Origin of the sequence: Streptomyces sp. MCA2, from assembly GCF_023544705.1 — a bacterium.
Lineage (GTDB): Bacteria > Actinomycetota > Actinomycetes > Streptomycetales > Streptomycetaceae > Streptomyces > Streptomyces decoyicus.
This window is the reverse complement of the sequence record NZ_JAMJFM010000091.1, coordinates 1-18,430: the sequence shown is the minus strand read 5'-3', so window position 1 is coordinate 18,430 and position 18,430 is coordinate 1. Positions and strand designations below refer to the sequence as shown.

Annotated in this window: 12 protein-coding genes; 6 read left to right on the top strand and 6 right to left on the bottom strand. The window is 71.4% G+C overall.

The annotated features are described in order from the left end of the window. Window positions 1-93: 93 nt before the first annotated feature. Entirely contained in the window at window positions 94-876 is a 783-nt protein-coding gene (locus M8I34_RS40130) for a transposase family protein (protein WP_250058025.1), read from the bottom strand. A gap of 214 nt (window positions 877-1,090) precedes the next feature. Between M8I34_RS40130 and M8I34_RS40125 the strand changes: the two genes are divergently transcribed. From M8I34_RS40125 to M8I34_RS40110, 4 genes are all read left to right on the top strand, one after another. After that, entirely contained in the window at window positions 1,091-1,504 is a 414-nt protein-coding gene (locus M8I34_RS40125; protein WP_250058024.1) for an ATP-binding protein, read from the top strand. A 331-nt stretch (window positions 1,505-1,835) separates the two neighbouring features. Next, a complete protein-coding gene (locus M8I34_RS40120) occupies window positions 1,836-2,942 on the top strand; it encodes a helix-turn-helix domain-containing protein (protein WP_250058023.1) in 1,107 nt (368 codons plus the stop codon). Window positions 2,943-3,275: 333 nt separating this feature from the next. Then, complete coding sequence (locus M8I34_RS40115) at window positions 3,276-3,434, top strand: hypothetical protein (RefSeq protein ID WP_158713149.1); 159 nt, start codon at window positions 3,276-3,278, stop codon at window positions 3,432-3,434. After that, window positions 3,434-3,616: a hypothetical protein gene (locus tag M8I34_RS40110; RefSeq protein ID WP_250058022.1), complete on the top strand. Its 183-nt coding sequence runs from the start codon at window positions 3,434-3,436 to the stop codon at window positions 3,614-3,616. The genes M8I34_RS40115 and M8I34_RS40110 overlap by 1 nt, the downstream gene beginning before the upstream one ends. An 18-nt stretch (window positions 3,617-3,634) precedes the next feature. On the opposite strand, the gene M8I34_RS40105 is transcribed toward M8I34_RS40110, so the two are convergent. Further along, window positions 3,635-4,498, bottom strand: coding sequence for a two-component system response regulator (locus M8I34_RS40105; protein ID WP_250058021.1), 864 nt, complete (start codon window positions 4,496-4,498; stop codon window positions 3,635-3,637). Continuing rightward, complete coding sequence (locus M8I34_RS40100) at window positions 4,495-8,910, bottom strand: HAMP domain-containing protein (protein ID WP_250058020.1); 4,416 nt, start codon at window positions 8,908-8,910, stop codon at window positions 4,495-4,497. Before M8I34_RS40100 ends, M8I34_RS40105 begins: the two co-directional genes overlap by 4 nt. Window positions 8,911-9,084: 174 nt before the next feature. Here M8I34_RS40100 and M8I34_RS40095 point away from each other — a divergent pair, with 174 nt between their 5' ends. Further along, window positions 9,085-10,905, top strand: a complete 1,821-nt coding sequence (locus M8I34_RS40095; protein ID WP_284051356.1) for a SpoIIE family protein phosphatase — start codon at window positions 9,085-9,087, stop codon at window positions 10,903-10,905. Window positions 10,906-10,949: 44 nt separating this feature from the next. Here the strand turns inward: M8I34_RS40095 and M8I34_RS40090 are convergent, their stop codons facing one another. Further along, window positions 10,950-11,189, bottom strand: coding sequence for a hypothetical protein (locus M8I34_RS40090; protein ID WP_250058018.1), 240 nt, complete (start codon window positions 11,187-11,189; stop codon window positions 10,950-10,952). A gap of 347 nt (window positions 11,190-11,536) precedes the next feature. Here M8I34_RS40090 and M8I34_RS40085 point away from each other — a divergent pair, with 347 nt between their 5' ends. Next, the gene (locus M8I34_RS40085) at window positions 11,537-13,186 is read left to right on the top strand and encodes a long-chain fatty acid--CoA ligase (protein WP_250058017.1); all 1,650 of its coding nucleotides are present in this window, start codon (window positions 11,537-11,539) and stop codon (window positions 13,184-13,186) included. Window positions 13,187-13,322: 136 nt separating this feature from the next. Here the strand turns inward: M8I34_RS40085 and M8I34_RS40080 are convergent, their stop codons facing one another. Next, on the bottom strand, window positions 13,323-17,807 hold the full coding sequence (locus M8I34_RS40080) for a PAS domain-containing protein (protein ID WP_250058016.1): 4,485 nt from the start codon (window positions 17,805-17,807) through the stop codon (window positions 13,323-13,325). Window positions 17,808-17,999: 192 nt separating this feature from the next. Continuing rightward, window positions 18,000-18,430, bottom strand: a 431-nt coding sequence (locus M8I34_RS40075) for an SSI family serine proteinase inhibitor (RefSeq protein ID WP_250058015.1), incomplete at its 5' end; no start/stop codon positions are given.

The following is an 18,430-nucleotide window of genomic DNA, read 5'->3' as shown; positions in this document are numbered from 1 at the left end:
CGCACTCGCAGGCCGGCTCGCCAAGGACCTGCCGGGCACCGGCGACCGCGCCGGCACATCGATCGCAGACGAGCCGGCATCCAGTGAGTCGTTTCATCCTTCGTAACGCGGTGACTCGACGTGGTGCAGGACGAGGATGGCCTGCACGATTGCGGTGGCTCGGCGCGGGCAGCAGCGCAGCTTGACCAGGATTCTCCAGGTTTTGAGGGTAGCGATGGCCCGTTCGCCGCGAGCGCGGATCTTCGCGTGGGCGCGGTTGACGGCCTTCTGCCGCCGGGACAGCTTGGGCCTGAAGCGACGTCGTTTGAACGGCGTGCGGATGCTTCCGCGGGCGCCTTGGTACCCCTTGTCGGCGAAGGTCATCACCTTCTCGCTGGTCAGCGCGTCGATGATGCCGTGGGCCCGGGCGGCGGTCAGATCATGCGCCGAGCCGGGTAGTGCGGGTGACGCCCAGACGAGCCCGCCGGCGGCGTCCGCGATGACCTGCACGTTCACGCCGTGCCGTTTGTGTTTGCCGGAGTAGTACGGCTTCTGGTCGGCGACCCGGTCGATCGAGATCAGCGTGCCGTCCAGGATCGCGTACGCCAGCTGCCGGATGCGCCGCATGGCGGTGTCCAGGCCGTCGGCGGCTGCGCTGAGTAGGGAGATGGCTTCCTGAACGTAGCGCCAGGCGGTGGCGACGCCGATCTGGAAGCCGGCCGCAAGGCGGGTGTAGGTGTCACCGTTGCGCAGGCGGGCCAGGGCGAGCAGGGCTTGGCGACCGGGCTTGAGGCGCCGCCAGCGGGACCGGCGCTGCTGGCGGTGGCCGCGGATGCGGTCGGCGAGGTGGTTCAGGGTCCGGCTGGACAACGGAATCGTGGCGGGGCAGGACAGCACGGCGAGGCTCCCGATCGGGGCTTCGAGTCTTGGTCGACAGCTGTCCTATCTGGAGCCTCGCACCCCTCGATCATCGGGTCCGCCACACCACCCTGAGCTGCAACATCAGCTTGGAAAAGGCTCAACGAGTGGAGCCATGCCCAGGGCCGGGCACGTGGTGCCCGCTACCCGGTGGTGCCGGTCGGCGTAGGTGGGGCCGACCACGCTGAGTGACGTGAATCAGGAAATCGCCGAGCACAAGCTCACGTTCCACGTCCAGCTGTCCGCCACCCGCCGGGGCGCTCGTCTCGCGCGGCTTCTCGCGACCGAGCAACTCCGTTCCTGGGGGCTGCCGTTCGAAGATCCGGCTCAGGTCATTGCCGAGCTGGCCGCGAACGCCGCGTCGCACGGCCTCGTACCGGGGCGGGACTTCCGCCTCGCCGTGCTGTCCGACGCGGACACGCTCCGTATCGAGGTGACGGATGCCCGCGGTGACCGGCTCCCGGACCCACAGGGGTCAGGCCTACGGGAGTCGGGTCACGGCCTGATCCTGGTCGACGTGCTCGCCGACCGCTGGGGCACCCGACGGGGACCGTTCCCCTGCAAGACGGTCTGGGCGGAATTCGACCTGCCGATGTGGGGTCGATGAGGCGGTCGGCCGCCCGTCAACCGGAGGCCGGGAAACCGGACTTCGGTGTGCCGCGTGCCGGGGTTTGGGCCTGTAAAAGACCCCATAACCCCAGGTACAGAAACCGACCCCACCCAGCCCAACCGGCCCTGGACACCCCGCCGCCATCACTCACTCGGGTGATCCACGACCGGAATACTGGCCTCCGCAGCCCCCGCCCATGCACTCTCGGTAACAACCCCAAAAACCCGCAGACATGCGACGGCCCCCGGCCGGGACTGGCATCCCGATCGAGGGCCTGGCCATTGAGGAAGAGCAGCTTCCTGATGGCTGAGAGGAAGAGCAGTTCCCGATGGCTGAACAGAAGCTTAATGCGCCTGCGCGCGCCCGGTACGGCGTTCACCGATCCCCGGCCGGCGTGCACCAGGTCACCGAATACCAGGACCCCGGCTACACGATCGTCGGCAATCACCTCACGCAGCACCGGTCCCTGTCCGGCCTGGCGATCGGGCTCGCCGCCTACATCCAGTCGCTGCCCGAGGGCGCGCCGGTCGACATCCGTACGCTCGCGAAGAGGTTCCCGGAGGGGCGGGAGCGGATCGCGGCCGCCTTACGGGAGTTGGAGGCGTACGGCTACCTCGAACGGGTCCGGCGGCGCACCGACGACGGGCGGATGGTCACGGTCACGATCTCGTACAACAACCCAGCGGCCACCCGCGCCCGCCGCGCCCGCGAGGACGCCGCGCAGACCAAGCGCCGCACCGCCATCGAACCACCCCCTGCCGCTCCGGCCCCGGCCTCGTCCCCGGCCTCGTCCCCGTCCCCGGTCCCGGCCCCGTCACCAGCCCCGACCCTTGAGCCTCCGCGCCGACGAACGGAGCCCGCACCCCCGCCGCCCCGACGTCCCCCCGCTCCCCAGCCACCCCAGCCGTCCCCGGTCAGGCAGCCCTCGCAGCCGCCCCCCGTACGGCAACCACCCCAGCCCTCCCACGCGCCAGAGCCCTCCCACGCACCCCAGCCCTCCCACACACCCCAGCTGCCGCAGCTACCGCAGCCCGCCACCCGCGAGCACCACACCCCGGCCGCCGCCCTCCTGGCCAGCCTCCGCCATGACGATCCCCGCCTCCTGCTCTCCGTACGGGATACCCACCGCCTCACCCCGCCCGTGGCCGCCTGGCTGGAGCGCGGCGCGTCCCCGGATGCCGTACGCAGCGCCCTGACCACCGGCCTCCCGCCGACCCTCCGCCACCCGGCAGCGCTACTCGCCCACCGGCTCGCGGAGCTCCTGCCGCCACCCCTCCCGGCGGCAACCCCCTGCGCCCCCACGGCCCCACCACCCCCACTCCAGACCTGCGACGGCTGCGAGCGTGCCTTCCGCGCCCCCGAGCCGGGCCGCTGCCGCGACTGCCGTCAGCCGGGGCAGCAGAGCAGAGAGCCGCTGAGCATGAAGTTGAGCTGAAAGCTTTCCCGGCGGAAGGTCGGCGGTTCTTCCGTGATGTCACGTGCAATTGGTCGCGGTCGTGTGAACTGCCCCCGGTTGCAGGGCAGTTGAGAGTTCCCGCACCGCACTTAGCAACGTGCCTGCGGCTGCGGATAGTTGGACATCGAGTTATCAGTCAGTCGAAACGCCACCATTAACTGCCACGTGCGAGTTTCACAAAATCATCACGCTCAAGATCCGCACAACGCGGGTTCCGGATGCAGCTACCAGCTAGTACTTTCATTGATGACCAAGAGGGCGCGGTATCTGACCCATGCCGCCCTGAATGATAGTTGAATCGGGGATAATTCGATGAAGAGTTTTGCCTCGGGGGCGATCCGTGGGGCCGGAGCGCTGACCGTCGGCCGCTACGTCAGCAAGGGCGTGGCCAAGGACATCGCGAGCAAGGCCGTCGTTGCCGGGGCGACCGGCTGCCTCTCCTGGCTCGCCTGCGGGCTTAGGGAATTCTGATGGCCAAGATTGTATTTACTGTTCTCTGGGCCGGTGTGGTCATTGCGGTGAACAGCATGCTGCATGACTTCATCTGGGCTGAGTATCTGTCGACATTCGCGCTGGGTGGAATTTACGCCTTTACTGTCGACAAGGTGCCGGGACCCCGCGGCAAGAGGACCCAAGAAGGCCCGGGGCTGTAACGTTCCCGGCGTCACTCTTCAAGTACCCCGGTTCACCATCAACCGCCCCACCGCCTGCTCCAATTCGGCGATGCGGTCGGCGAGACGCTTCTTGTCGGAGCCTTTTGCGTCACGCAGGAGGAGCTCCACCTCGGCGAGTTGGCCGGCGATGTCCGCGAGGCGGGAGGTGTCGGAGGCAGGCGCCGCGGGCTGCGAGGGCGGTTCGGGAGGCGGTGGGGCGCCGGGGCCTTCCGGGGGAAGGGGAGGGTGCTCGGCCGACACCGAGGGCGACCCCGAGGACGACATCGTCGGCGACCCCGCGGGCGAGGGCGCGGACGCAGCCGCATCCGTTCCGGCCGTGGTCGTGACGGTGGTCGCCGCCGCCGGTGTCGTCGTTGGCGTCGTCGTAGGCGTAGCCGTGGCGGGCGGTGGCCCCTCGCCCCCAGGTTGATCCTCCGACGTCAGAAGCCGCTTCAACTGCTCCGCCTGGGCGGCCAGTTGGCGGTTCTTGCGGTGGAGGTCGAGGAAGACGTTCACCTTGGTGCGCAGCAGCCAGGGGTCGAAGGGCTTGATGAGGAAGTCGGCGGCGCCGACCGTGTAGCCCCGGTAGGCGTAGTTCGGGTCGACCGAGGCGCCGGTGAGGAGAATGATCGGGACGTCCTTCGTCTGGTCCAGGCCCTTGATGTTGGCGGCGGTCTCGAAACCGCTCATGCCCGGCATCAGCACATCGATGAGGACGACCGCGAACTCCTCGCGCAGCATGGCCTTGAGGGCCTCTTCGCCGGATCGCGCGCGGACCACTTTCTGGCTGAGGGAGCCCAGTACGGCTTCCAGTGCGACGAGGTTCTCCTCCATGTCGTCGACGATGAGAATGCCGGCTGAGTTGTCCGGTGCGGTCGTCATGACGGCTCCCCCGTCGGTCCCTGGTCGTCCTGGTCTGCACTCTCGCCGTCGTCGGCGCTCCGGGGGCGGCCGGAACTCCCGGTGTTCTCCGTGGTGTCGTGGCTGTGCGGGCTCACCGGGCTGTGTGGGCTCTCCGGGCTGTCGGGATCAGGGGCCGTGGCCATGCCGCAGTTCTGCGGGTCCAGCAGGCCGCAGATCACGGTCAGCAGCCGGTCCACGTCCACCGGTTTGGGGATGTAGTCGTTGGCCCCGCTCTCGATCGCCTTTTCGCGGTCGCCCGGCATGGCCTTGGCGGTGAGCGCGATGACCGGCAGGTCCGCGAATCTGGGCGCTTGTCGGATCGCCTTGATCATCTCGTAACCATCCATTTCGGGCATCATGATGTCCATCAGCACCAGCGATACGTCCGGCGTCCGGTCGAGGACCTCCAGGCCCTCGCGGCCGTTCTCGGCGTACTTGACGCGGATGCCGACCCGGCCCAGTACATGCGTGAGCGCGAAGACATTGCGGATGTCGTCGTCGACGATGAGGATGCGGCGGTTGACCAGTACCTCGCCGGGGCGTCCGCTGAGCCAGTCCTTGAGGCGGGTGGTCTCGGGCCAGGTGACATCGCTGCCGTCGGGGGAGTGGGATCCCAGGTGCGAGGTCTGCTCCTGCTCCGTCTTGGTGGCGAAGACATCACCGGACGATGAGCTCCGCGCGGTCGAGGTGCTCGCGGGGCTGGGTGCGGCCGTGAGCTGTTCGGCCAGGACGGGGCGCGCGGGGCCGGCCTGTGCGGTGCTGTCCGCGGGGCGGGTCGCGGCGGTGGGGCTCGGGGCGGGGAAGGGGCCGGTGTAGCGCGCGGGCACATACAGGGTGAAGGTCGAGCCGACGCCCGGCTCGCTCTCGGCGATGATCCGGCCGCCGAGCAGCGAGGCCATGTCGCGGCTGATGGAGAGGCCGAGGCCGGTGCCGCCGTATTTGCGGTTGGTGGTGCCGTCGGACTGCTGGAACGCCTCGAAGATGCCGTCGAGTTTCTCGGGTGAGATGCCGATTCCGGTGTCCTTCACGGAGAGCGCGATGACGTCGTCCGCGGTGCGCAGGGACTCCTCCTCGAATTCCGTGCCCGGTACGCGCTGGACGATGAGTTCCACGCTGCCGGAGGAGGTGAACTTCACGGCGTTGGACAGGAGGTTGCGGAGGATCTGCTGGAGGCGCTGTTCGTCGGAGAAGAGTTCCTTGGGGACGTTCTCGCCGACCTTGACGTCGAAGGTGAGGCCGCGGTCGACGGTGAGCGGCTTGAAGGTGGCGCGGACGTAGTCGAGCAGTTTGATCAGCGGCAGGGCCTTGGGGTGGACGTCCATCCGGCCGGCCTCGATCTTCGACAGATCAAGGATGTCGTTGATGAGCTGGAGGAGGTCGGAGCCCGCGCGGTGGATGGTGACGGCGAACTCCACTTCCTGGCCGGACAGTCGGCCGTCCGGGTTGTCGGCGAGGAGCCGGGAGAGCACCAGCAGGGAGTTCAGCGGGGTGCGCAGCTCGTGCGACATGTTCGCCAGGAACTCCGACTTGTACTGCGAGGAGGTGGCGAGCAGCGCCGCCTTCTCCTCCAGCTCGGCATTCGTCAGCTGGAGCTCGTCGGAGCGCTGGCGGAGCTCGGCGGTCAGCCGCTGGGATTCCGAAAGCAGGGACTCCGTACGGGAGTTGGCGATGATGGTGTTGATCGAGACGCCGATGGTGTTCACGAACTGGTCGATGAAGGCGAGGTGGACGTCGCTGAACCGGCTGAAGGAGGCCAGCTCGATCACGCCGAGCACCTGGTCCTCGAAGAGGATCGGGAGGATGACGATGCTGGCCGGGGCCGCGGCGCCGAGTCCGGAGCTGATGGTGATGTAGTCGGGCGGAACGGCCTCGACGACGATGCGCTTCTTCTCCATGGCGGCCTGGGTGATCAGGCCCCAGCCGGGGGTGCCCAGCCGCAGCCGCGGCAGGGAGCGGCGGCCCTCGGGCTGGCCGGTGCCGTAACCGGCGATCAGCTCCAGGCCCTCGCCCGGTTCGGCGCCCGCCTCGGCCAGGAAGAACGCGCCGAACTGCGCATTCACCAGCGGGGTCAGCTCGCGCAGGATCAGGTCGGCGACCTCGACCAGGTCGCGGTGGCCCTGCATCAGGCTGGCGATACGGGCGAGGTTGGACTCCAGCCAGTCCTTGGCGCGGGTGGTCTCGCGGAGGTTGGCGACCATCAGGTTGATGTTGTTCTTCAGGGCCGCGACCTCGCCCTGGGCGTCCACGGTGATCGAGCCGGACATGTCGCCCTGGGTGACGGCGCTGGCCACCTCGGCGATCGCGCGGACCTGCGTCGTCAGGTTCAGCGCCAGCTCGTTGACGCTGGTGGTCAGCCGCTTCCAGGTGCCGTAGACGCCCTCGACCCGGGCCTGGCCGCCGAGCTGGCCCTCGCTGCCGACCTCGCGGGCCACCCGGGTCACCTCTGAGGAGAACGAGGACAGGGTGTCGACCATCGTGTTGATCGTCGTCTTCAGCTCCAGGATCTCGCCGCGGGCGTCGACGTCGATCTTCTTGGACAGGTCGCCCTTGGCGACGGCGGTGGCGACCTGGGCGATGTTGCGGACCTGGGACGTCAGGTTGTCGGCCATGGAGTTGACGTTGTCGGTGAGGTTCTTCCAGACGCCGGAGACGCCGTGGACCTGGGCCCGGCCGCCCAGCCGGCCTTCGGTGCCGACCTCGCGGGCGACGCGGGTGACCTCGTCCGCGAACGCCCGCAGCTGCTGGACCATCGTATTGACGGTGTCCTTCAGCTCCAGGATCTCGCCGCGGGCATCCACATCGATCTTCTTGGACAGGTCGCCGTTGGCCACGGCCGTGGTGACCTGAGCGATGTTCCGGACCTGGGAGGTCAGGTTCAACGCCATGAAGTTGACGTTGTCGGTGAGGTCCTTCCAGACCCCGGAGACGTCCCTGACCTGCGCCTGACCGCCCAGGTTTCCTTCGGTGCCGACCTCGCGGGCCACGCGGGTGACTTCGTCGGCGAAGGCGGAGAGCTGGTCGACCATCGTGTTGATCGTGGTCTTCAGCTCCAGGATCTCGCCCTTCGCCTCCACGGTGATCGTCTTGCCGAGGTCGCCCTCCGCGACGGCGGTGGCGACCAGGGCGATGTTGCGGACCTGCGAGGTGAGGTTGTCCGCCATGAAGTTGACGCTCTCGGTGAGGTCCCGCCAGACCCCGGACACGCCTCTGACCTGCGCGCGGCCGCCCAGCCGCCCTTCGGTGCCCACCTCGCGGGCCACCCGGGTGACCTCGTCGGCGAAGGCGGAGAGCTGGTCGACCATCGTGTTGATCGTCGACTTCAGTTCCAGGATCTCGCCCCGTGCGTCCACGGTGATCTTCTGGCTCAGATCGCCGTTGGCCACGGCCGTGGTGACCTGGGCGATGTTGCGGACCTGCCAGGTCAGGTTGGACGCCATGAAGTTGACGTTGTCGGTGAGGTCCTTCCAGACCCCGGAGACGCCCCTGACCTGCGCGCGGCCGCCGAGCTGACCCTCCGTGCCGACCTCGCGGGCGACGCGGGTGACCTCGTCGGCGAACGCCCGCAGCTGGTCCACCATCTTGTTGACGGTGAGCTTCAGCTCCAGCAGCTCGCCGGTGGCCTCGACCGTCACCTGCTGGGTCAGGTCGCCGGTGGCCACCGCCGTCGTGACCACGGCGATATCCCTGACCTGCGCGGTCAGCCGCGACGCCATGGTGTTGACGGCCTCGGTCACATGGAGCCAGTCGCCGGAGAGCCCCTGGACCTTGGCCCGGCCGCCCAGCCGGCCTTCGGTGCCGACCTCACGGGCGACCCGGGTGACCTCGCCGGTGAACAGCGACAGCTGGTCGACCATGCGGTTCACCCCGCTGCCCAGCCGGCGCAGATCGCCGCGGAGCTGGCGGTTGCCGTCGTGCAGATCGACCCGCTGGGTCAGGTCGCCGTCGGCCACCGCGTCCAGCACCCGGGTGGCCTTGGCGAGCGGGACCACCAGCGCTTCGAGGACGGTGTTGGCCGCCTCGATGTTCGTCGTCCAGGTCCCCTGGCCGGGGCTGGCGGTGATCCGCTCGTCCAGCCGGCCCTGCCGGATGATCTCGCTGCGTACGCGCTGGAGCTCGGAGGCCAGATGGGCGTTGCGGGCGACGACCTGGTTGAAGACGCCGGTCATGTCGGCCAGCACGCCATCCGTGGAGGAGCCGTCCTGCGGGATCTCCACGCGTGCGCTGAAATCACCGTCGCGCAGCGCGTTCATCGCCGCGAGCAACGGCCGCAGCTCACTGGTCCGCACCCACTGCCCGTCGTGCCGGGAGTCGCGGGGCTGCGGGGGCTCAGCGGGCTCGGGAGGCTCAGGGGGCGGAGAAGCAGGCTCGGGCCGGGACGGGTCGAGCGCCATGGCACACCATCCCCCCAGTGATCGATGTGGAGAAGCCGGTCGGGCAGAGAGATCCATTTGGGCAGATATGACATAGTATAAAGCGCTTGTAATCAGTTTTTCCCGGCACTTTCAGGGGGCGCAGTGGTACCGCTGTCCTCCCCGTCCACGACGGAAAGCGTGTCCCGGAAAGGCTTGCCCGCGAACCAGCTCGCGGCCGCCGGCGCACGTAAATTCGTGCGCGCGCTGCTCATCGAACGGGCGGGTGCCCCACCCGCCACGGCAGGGCCCGGTGCGGCCGCGATCAGCTCGGAGCTGATCAGCGACGCCGTCCTGCTCACCAGCGAGCTGGTCACCAATGCCGTGATGTACGCCGGTACCGATATCGATGTGACCTGCCGCCTGGAGCACGACCGGCCGCCCGCCGAGGGCGACGGGGAGCGCCGCCCGGCCAAGGTGGGAGTGGTGCTGGAGGTCTCCGACCGCCATCCCGCCCGGCGCGTACGCGGCGGGGTGGACGCCCGCACCGGAGAGCCCGGATACGGCCTCCAGCTGGTGAGCGCGCTGGCGGAGTCCTGGGGCGTGACCTACCGCCGGGCCGTGAAGACCGTCTGGTTCCGTCTGGAGGCCACCGAGGGGGACCCCGGACGCATCCGTGCCGTGCCCAGGACCGAGGAGGCGCGCACCCCCGAGCCTCCCCTTCGTCCGGCCCACCCCCACCCGGTGGCCCCGCGCGGCCGCCCGCACAAGTTCGCCGCCGAATGGGCCGACCGCGGCGGCCCGTCCTTCCTCGCCGAGACCAGCGAACTGCTGGCCGGGCAGCTCGACCAGGACATGGTCACCGCGCTCACCGCCCAGCTGCTGGTGCCCCGGCTCGCCGACTGGTGCGCCATCTGGCTGAGCACCGAGGGCGGCGGGGTGCAGCTCTCCCGGGTCTGGCATGTCGACGAGCGGCGGATCACCCCCCTCCGGGCCGAACTGGAACGGGACCCGCCGGCCGACATCGTCAGCACCGCCGGCACCCCCTGGCCCTGGCCGGAATGCGCCGGTGCGGCCCCCTCGGGCGGCTCCGCGCTCGCCTTCCCGCTGGTCGCCCGGGACACCGAGCAGGGCATGCTGCTGCTCGGGCGGGCCGGGCACCTCCAGATGACCGACACCGTGGTGCGGATGGTCGAGGACGTGGCACGCCGGGTCGCGCAGGCCGTCTACACCGCCCGCCAGTACACCCGGCAGACCACGATCAGCCTGGCGCTCCAGCGACGGCAGCTGCCCGCGACGCTCGCCAGCATCCCCAGCGTCGACACCGCGATCGTCTACGAGCCGCACGGCGAGGGGCAGACCGTCGGCGGCGACTTCTACGACGTCTTTCCGATGGGCGACCGCCGCTGGTGCTTCCTGCTCGGGGACGTACAGGGCAAGGACCCGGAGGCGATGTCCGTGACCGGCCTGGCCCGCCATCTGGTGCGGCTGCTGGCGCGGGAGGGGCATGGCGTCGAGTCGGTGCTCGGCCGGCTGAATCTGGCCATGGCCGAGGAGAGCGCGGAGGCGGTGGAGCTGGGCGGCGAACAGGCCACCTCCCGCTTCCTGAGCCTGCTGTACGGCGAGCTGGAGGTCGCTCCGGGCGTACCCGGAGCCCGCTGCACGGTCGCCACCGCCGGCCATCCGCCGCCGCTGCACATGTTCGTCGACGGCGCGGTGGAGGCGGCCTCCGACCCCCAGATGCTGCTCGGCATCGACGGGGGCACCGAATTCCACGCCAGCACCTTCCATCTCGCGCCGGGCGAGACGCTGCTGTGCGTGACCGACGGTGTCACCGAACGCCGTTGCGGCAACTGGCAGTTGGACGACAACGACGGCCTGATCGAGGTGATGCGGGACGGCATGGGGCTGGGCGCCAAGGCCCTCGCCGAGCACGTACGCCGCGCCGCACACGACTTCGGCACCGGCCCGGTCGAGGACGATCTGTCGGTGCTGGTCCTCCAGGCGGTGACCCCGGCGGCCGAACGGCGCCCGTGAGCGGCCGGCCGGCCCACCGGGGACGGGTGGTCACCGCCGCGGCATCAGGACCTGCCGTCGGAGTGGGTGAACACCGGCCTCCCGCCGCCGGAGATCACCCCGCCGCCCATACCGCCGACGGGGTCGAACTGCCCGCTGAACAGCGGGCGGCCGAGCGAATGGCCGTCGCCGGAGGACCGCTGGACCTGTGCAGCCTGCGGCGCCGCCTGAGCGACACCGGACGCGAGCACGCTGACACCGCCCAGGGCGGCAAGGACGAGGCAACGACCGAGGTGGGGGCGCATAGGACGCTCCTTCAGTAGAGGAAACCCAGTAGCCGAGTGGCTGAGTAGCCGACTAACGGAGTGACCCGGCGCTGAGTAACCGCCTGCTGACTAACCGGGTGACCGCCGGCGCGCTGCTCCCACCGCACCCCGCACGAACAACGTGCCGCAAGAGCCATCCCTGCGGGTAGGCGCGCGACGCCGCGAGGGGGCTCGTTGCTCGATGCCGTGCGCCCGGTGTGACCCCGCGCATGGCCGCATTCCGGCATGAGCGGGTAAGAACACACCCCGGAGGGCGTGACATACCGATCGGTATGCGCTGACAATCTCAGCACCACTACCCGCCCGTAACAAAGCGGAGGCACCCGGTGCTCAGCACGATGCAGGACGTACCGCTCACCGTCTCGCGAATCCTGGCCCACGGGTCGACGGTTCACGGCGAGTCGCAGGTCATCACCTGGACCGAGGGAGAACCGCACCGGCGCACCTTCGCCGAGGTGGGCCGCCGGGCCGCACAGCTGGCCCATGCGCTGCGCGAGGAGCTGTCCGTCGCCGACGAGGAACGCGTCGGCACGCTCATGTGGAACAACGCGGAGCACCTGGAGGCCTATCTCGCGATCCCCTCCATGGGGGCGGTGCTGCACACGCTCAATCTGCGGCTGCCCGCCGAGCAGCTGATGTGGATCATCAACCACGCCGAGGACCGGGTCGTGCTCGCCAACGGCACCCTGCTGCCGCTGCTCGCCCCGTTGCTGCCGCAGCTGCCCAACGTCGAACACGTCGTGGTCGTCGGCCCCGGCGACCACTCCCTGGTGGCGGGCGGCCGGGCGCGGGTGCACGACTACGAAGAGCTGATCGCCGGGCGGTCGGAGAGCTACGCATGGCCGGAGATCGACGAGCGGGAGGCCGCGGCGCTCTGTTACACCTCGGGGACCACCGGCGACCCCAAGGGCGTGCTCTACAGCCACCGTTCGCTCTATCTGCACTCGATGCAGGTCAACACCGCCGAGGCGTTCGCGCTCACCTCGCGCGACATCACGCTCCCCGTCGTACCGATGTTCCACGTCAACGCCTGGGGCCTGCCGCACGCCGCCTTCATGGCCGGTGCCTGGCTGCTGATGCCGGACCGCTTTCTCCAGCCCGCGCCGCTCGCCGAGATGATCGAGACCGTACGTCCCACCATCGGCGCCGCCGTGCCCACCATCTGGCAGGGGCTGCTCGCCGAACTCGATGCCAAGCAGCGCGATGTCACCTGCCTGCGGACCGTCGTCATCGGCGGCTCCGCCTGCCCGCCCGCCCTGATGCGCGGCTTCGAGGAGCGCCACGGCATCCGCGTCGTCCACGCCTGGGGCATGACCGAGACCTCCCCGCTGGGCAGCGTCTCCCACCCGCCGGCCGGAGTCAGCGGCGACGACGAGTGGGCCTACCGCGCCACCCAGGGCCGCTTCGCCGCCTCCGTCGAGGCGCGGCTGATCGGCCCCAACGGCGAACAGCTCCCGTGCGACGGCGTGGCCGCGGGCGAGCTGGAGGTCCGCGGGCCGTGGATCGCCGGTGCCTATTACGGCGGCGCACAGGGCGAACCGCTCCGCCCCGAGGACAAGTTCAGCCCCGACGGCTGGCTGCGCACCGGCGATGTCGGCACCATCACCCCGAACGGCTATCTGACACTGACCGACCGCGCCAAGGACGTCATCAAGTCCGGCGGCGAATGGATCTCCTCGGTCGAGCTGGAGAACCACCTGATGGCCCACCCGCATGTCGCGGAGGCCGCGGTGGTCGCCGTACCCGACGACAAGTGGGGCGAGCGGCCGCTGGCGACGGTGGTGCTCACCCAGGGCGCGACCATCGGCTACGAGGAGCTGAAGGCGTTCCTCGGCGAGCGGATCGCGCGCTGGCAGCTGCCGGAGCGGTGGGCCGTGATCCCGGTGGTGCCCAAGACGAGCGTGGGGAAGTTCGACAAGAAGGTGCTGCGCCGGCAGTACGCCGAGGGCGAGTTGGACGTGACGTTGCTGGCGTGAGCCGACGGCCGGTCGGGGCGCCCGCGGGTTGGGCGCCCGGCCGGTCTGGTGTTTGTGCGTACGGGGCGGGGCGGTGGGTGTACGGGGCTCCCCGGGTCACTTCCTGCTCCCCGTGGTCAGGCCCTGCCACCCGCGGTCAGTTCGTCCCGATCTTGGCGAGCAGGTCGACGATCCGGGCCTGGACCTCGGTGCTCGTGGAGCGCTCCGCGAGGAAGAGCACCGTCTCGCCGGCGGCCAGCCGCGGCAGCTGCGCCGGGTCCATGTCGGCGGAGGTGTAGACGACCAGCGGTGTGTGGTCGAGCAGACCGTTGGCGCGCAGCCAGTCGACGATCCCGGCCCGTCGGCGGCGTACCTGCATCAGGTCCATCACGACCAGATTCGGCCGCATCTGCGTCGCGAGATTGACCGCGTCGGTGTCGCCGCCGGCCCGTGCGACCTGCATCCCGCGCCGCTCCAGCGACATGGTGAGGGCGCCCGCGATGTCGTCGTTCTGCTCGATCAGCAGCACCCGCGGCGGATGGACGTCACTGTCGCGCGGGGCCAGCGCCTTGAGCAGAACGGCCGGGTCCGCGCCGTACGCGGCCTCCCGGGTGGCCTGCCCCAGACCGGCGGTCACCAGCACCGGGACCTCGGCCGCCCCCGCCGCCTGGCGCAGCGACTGGAGCGCGGTGCGGGTGATCGGCCCGGTCAGCGGGTCGACGAAGAGCGCCGCCGGGTACGCGGCGATCTGGGCGTCCACCTCCTCGCGGGAGTTGACGATCACCGGGCGGTAGCCGCGGTCGCTGAGCGCCTGCTGGGTGGCGACATCCGGCGCCGGCCAGACCAGCAGCCGACGCGGATTATCCAGCGGCTCCGGCGGCAACTCGTCGTCCATCGGCATCGGCTGACGGTCCATCACCTCTATGGCGCCGTTCGGACCGTCCAGCGGTTCGGGCCCCTCGCTGCCCTCGTCGGGCGCGGAGATGGCAAAGGCCCGGCCCTCGCCGGCATCCATCAGCCGCGGCTGCGGCTGGGACTGCGCCGGGGGCTGGGCAGGGGCCTGGTTCGGGGCCGGTGGCCTGGGCTGCTGCTGAGGCTGTTGAGGCTGCTGCGCTCCGGGGTGCGGACGCGCCTCGGGCGGCAGGGACTCGGCGGCCGCCGCGCGCTCGTTCTCCTGCGGTGGCGCGGCGAGTTTACGGCGGCGGCCCGAACCGGCGGACGTACCGCCGGGCGGAGTGCTGCCGGCCGGGGTGCTGCCGGGCGGCACCGGCGGGCGCTGCTGGTCGGCGATCTGCTGGGCGAACGGCACGCCCTGCCCCAGCGTCCGCACGCTGAACGCCCGCCCGTGGGAGTGCCCCGCGGCGTGCGCGTCGTCCTCGGCCGCGGGCGGCAGCGGCTGACGGTGCGGGGCGGTGGCGGGCCCGCCGTGCGGGGGCACGGGCGCCTGGCCCGCGGCCTCCTCGGCCGGGCTGGGGCGGCCGCGCCGACGGCCGGTGGGCGCGGGAGCGTTGGGCTCCTGGGGGTCTTGGGGCGCGACGGGCGTGTGGGGTGGCTGGGGCGCGTCAGGCGCGGGAGACGCAGCGTCCGGCGCCTGGGCGATCCCGGGCGCCGTGCCGGTGGCCGTACCCGTGGCCTCGGCCGGTTCGGTGGGCTGCGCCACCAGTCCCTCCGGGCCCGCCACGAACGTCCCGGACGACTCGGCATCGGCCATCGCGGCCGCCGCACGCTCCTCGGCCGCGGCCCGTCTGGCCCGTCGCCTGCCGGTCGGCTCGCCGTCCCACTCTCCTTGGGCACCAGCGGAGTGGGCGGCCGCTTCCAGCTCGTATCCCGGCTGTCCGCCGGCCACCGCACCCTCCGGGCCGCCGGCCACCGGCCGACGCGCCCGACGGCGTCCCGTGCCGCCGCCGTCCTGCGGCCCGGCCGCCTGCGCGGGCACCTGGTCGGCGGTCGCGGGCACCGACGACTGCGGGGTCCGGTCCGCCGCGGCGGGCGGCAGCGCAAAGGCGGTACGCGCACCGCCCTGCTGCTGCGCCCCGGAGGCGCCCGCGGACGCCCGGCCCCGCTCACCCTGCGCGGTCCGCTCGGGCGCCTCGGCCAGAGCCCGGCGCGCCCGCCGGCCACCCGGCTGTACGGGGCCGAGGCCCTGGGGCCCGACCGGGGCCTGCGCCTGGCCGGGAACGTGCGGCTGTCCCGGGGCCGGGCTCTGCGCCTGACCGGGAACGGGTGCCTGTCCCGGGGCCGGGGCCTGTCCCGGAATCTGCGGACGGGCCGGAACCGGAGCAGATCCGGACGCGCCTGCGGGCACGGAGACCGGCGCCGCGGCCGGCGCACCGCCCGGAGGCGTCGCCCCGGAGCCCTGCGTCCCGGCGGCGGGGCCGTGGCCCGGCGCGCCCGCGGCGGGCGCGTTACCCGGCTGCTGCCCCGACGGCTGACTCGTTCCTGACGTCTGACTCGCTCCAGGAGGGAGCGCGGGCAGCCCGCCGCCCTCCTGGGCGCCCTGCCGGGCCCGGCGCCGTCCCGACGGCGGTACGGACTCGGCCCCCGCCATGCCCGGCGGCAGCCCCGTACCGTCCGCGGTCGGCCGCCCGCCCTGCGTACCTCGCGCGGCGTCACCGTGCTGCGGATGCGCCCCCCGGCCGCCCTCGGCCGTCCCCGGACCCGTTTCACCCTGCGGACCGTCGCCCACGGCACCGTGCGGAGTGCCGGACTCCGGCCCTGCGCCCGCTGTCGTGGCCGGCCCGCCCGGGTGCGCGCCCTGCTCGGCGCCCGAACGCCGCGCACGCCGACGCCCGGTCGGCTGCGCCCCGCCCGCCTGGGCCGGCACCGCCGCACCGTGCTCCACGCCACCACCGCCACCGAGCGGCTGACCGGAACCGCCGGAACCGCCGCCCCCGCCGGGCCCACCGCCACCGCCGGGGTGGCCGTCGTCGCCCTCGTGACCCTCGCCGTCCGGCCCCTGGTCACCGTTGCCCGCGTCTGCCGACTCCGCCGCGCCCGCCGTGTCCGCAGCGTTGCCCCGGGTGCCCCGCGCATGGGCGGCCGGTACCGGCATCACCGTCGTCTCGTTGCCGGTCGGCCCGTCCATCCGGTCCGCGCCGCCGCTCGCGCCGTCCACCGTCGTGCCGTCCGCCGCCACCGGCAGCTCCAGCACATACGAACTGCCGCCCGCACCGGGCCCGCCGCCGGGCACCTCATGCGTCTGCATCAGCCCGCCGTGCTGCCGCACGATCCCGCGGACGATCGGCTCATGGACCGGGTCGCCGCCACCGTACGGACCGCGCACCTCGATCCGTACGACATCCCCGCGCTTGGCCGCCGCCACCACGATCGTCGAATCACCCGGGATCGGCCCCGAACGCCCGCCCGCGGCAGCCTCACCGGCCGACATCCGGCCCGTCGAGTCCACCCCCGCGACATCCGCGATCAGATGGGACAGCGCCTGGGCGATCCGCTCCGCGTCGACCGTCGCCTCTATCGGCGGCGCATGCACCGCGAACTGCGCCCGGCCAGGACCGATCAGCTCGATCGCGCCCTCCACACCGGCCGCGACCACCCCGTCCAGCGAAACCTTCGTGCGGTTGAGCTTCTCCTTGCCGGAGTCCAGCCGCTGATAGCTGAGGACGTTGTCCACCAGCGTCGTCATCCGGGCGTGGCCGGCCGCGAGGTGGTGCAGGATCTGGTTCGCCTCGGGCCACAGCTGCCCTGCCGGGTCGGAGGCGAGCGTGCCCAGCTCGCCCTTCAGCTCCTCCAGCGGCCCGCGCAACGCCTGGTCGAGCACCGCCAGCAGCTGGGTGTGCCGGGCCGCCAGCGCGTCGAAGGCACGGCGGTCGGTGAAGGTCATCACCGCGCCGACGAGCTGATCGCCGTCCCGCACCGGCGCCGTCGTCAGATCGACGGACACCGCCCGCCCGTCCTTCGCCCACAGCGCCTGCCCGCGCACCCGGTGCTTGCGCCCCGACTTGAGCGTGTCGGCCAGCGGGGTGTCCTCCCACGGCAGCGCCGAGCCGTCCGCCCGCGAGTGGTGAATGAGCGGATGCAGCTCCTTGCCGCCCAGCTCGCTCGCCCGGAACCCCAGGATCTGCGCCGCGGACGGATTGACGAGCACGACCTTGCCCTCGGCATCGACCCCGACCACACCCTCGGCCGCGGCCCGCAGAATCATCTCGGTCTGCCGCTGCTGGCGGGCCAGCTCGGTCTCGGTGTCCAGCGTCCCGGTCAGATCACGGACGACGAGCATCAGCAGCTCATTGCCCGTATAGCCGTTGCGGTGATCGGCGTACGCGGCCTCGAAGGCGGACTCGTACGGGGTGCGGCCGTCCTCCAGGTTGGCGCTGGTCACCTCGACCAGCAGCTCGGTCCCGTCCGTACGCCGCGCGACCATACGGGTCGGCTTCGTCCGGCCGCCCTCGACGTCCTCGTCCCGGCGCCGCATGGAGCCCGGGATGCGCTTGGAGTCGAAGGAGGGCAGCAGATCGAGCAGCCCGCGCCCCACCAGGGCCGTGCCCGGCGCCTCGAAGGTCTCCAGCGCGATGGAGTTGGCGTTGACGACCGTGCCGTTGCAGTTGACGAGCAACAGCGCGTCGGGGAGGGCGTCGAGTATGGCTGCGAGGCGAGCAGCGCCTCGGGATGGCCTGCTGCTCACGACGACGCTTCCTCCCTGTTACCGCACCTTGCCGACCCACCGTGGCGGATCGCTGGAATGGAGTCTACGGGCACTTGCCCCTGGCGCGGAGGCGGATGACGAGGAGGTAATGCCACGGCTCTGTGCGACTCACCGCACGCCCGACATGTGCCCCTCGTCCTGACCTGGCGCGCTACTACGGCACGAACCGGGTCATGAACTGGTCGAGGGGAGCAGGGGTTCGAAGCGGCCCCAGCGGCTGATCTCACACCCATTGGTGCGCCGGAAATCCGCGTTGACGGGACGCCCCGCCCAGGTCCCGGTGACATGCGCGGTGGCCGGGCCGCCGTACATCATCGTGCAGTTCGTGCCCTGCGGTACGGGCGCGAACGGGTCCCTGCCCCACATCGTCATCCCGTCCAACTTCTTGCAGGCGCGCTTGACGTGAGGGTGGTTGCCACGGCCGGGATGGCAGTACAGCTCGAAGGTGCCGTCGGTGGCCGCCGAACCGGAGTCGTGGACGGTGACGGTCAGGTGGTCGACGGCGGCGTGGTCGCGCCCCGGTGCGCCCTGCCTGGCGCCAGGCCCGGCGCCAGGACCGTGGCCGGTGAGGGCGGGGGCGGCGGTGAGCGCGGGGGCGGCAG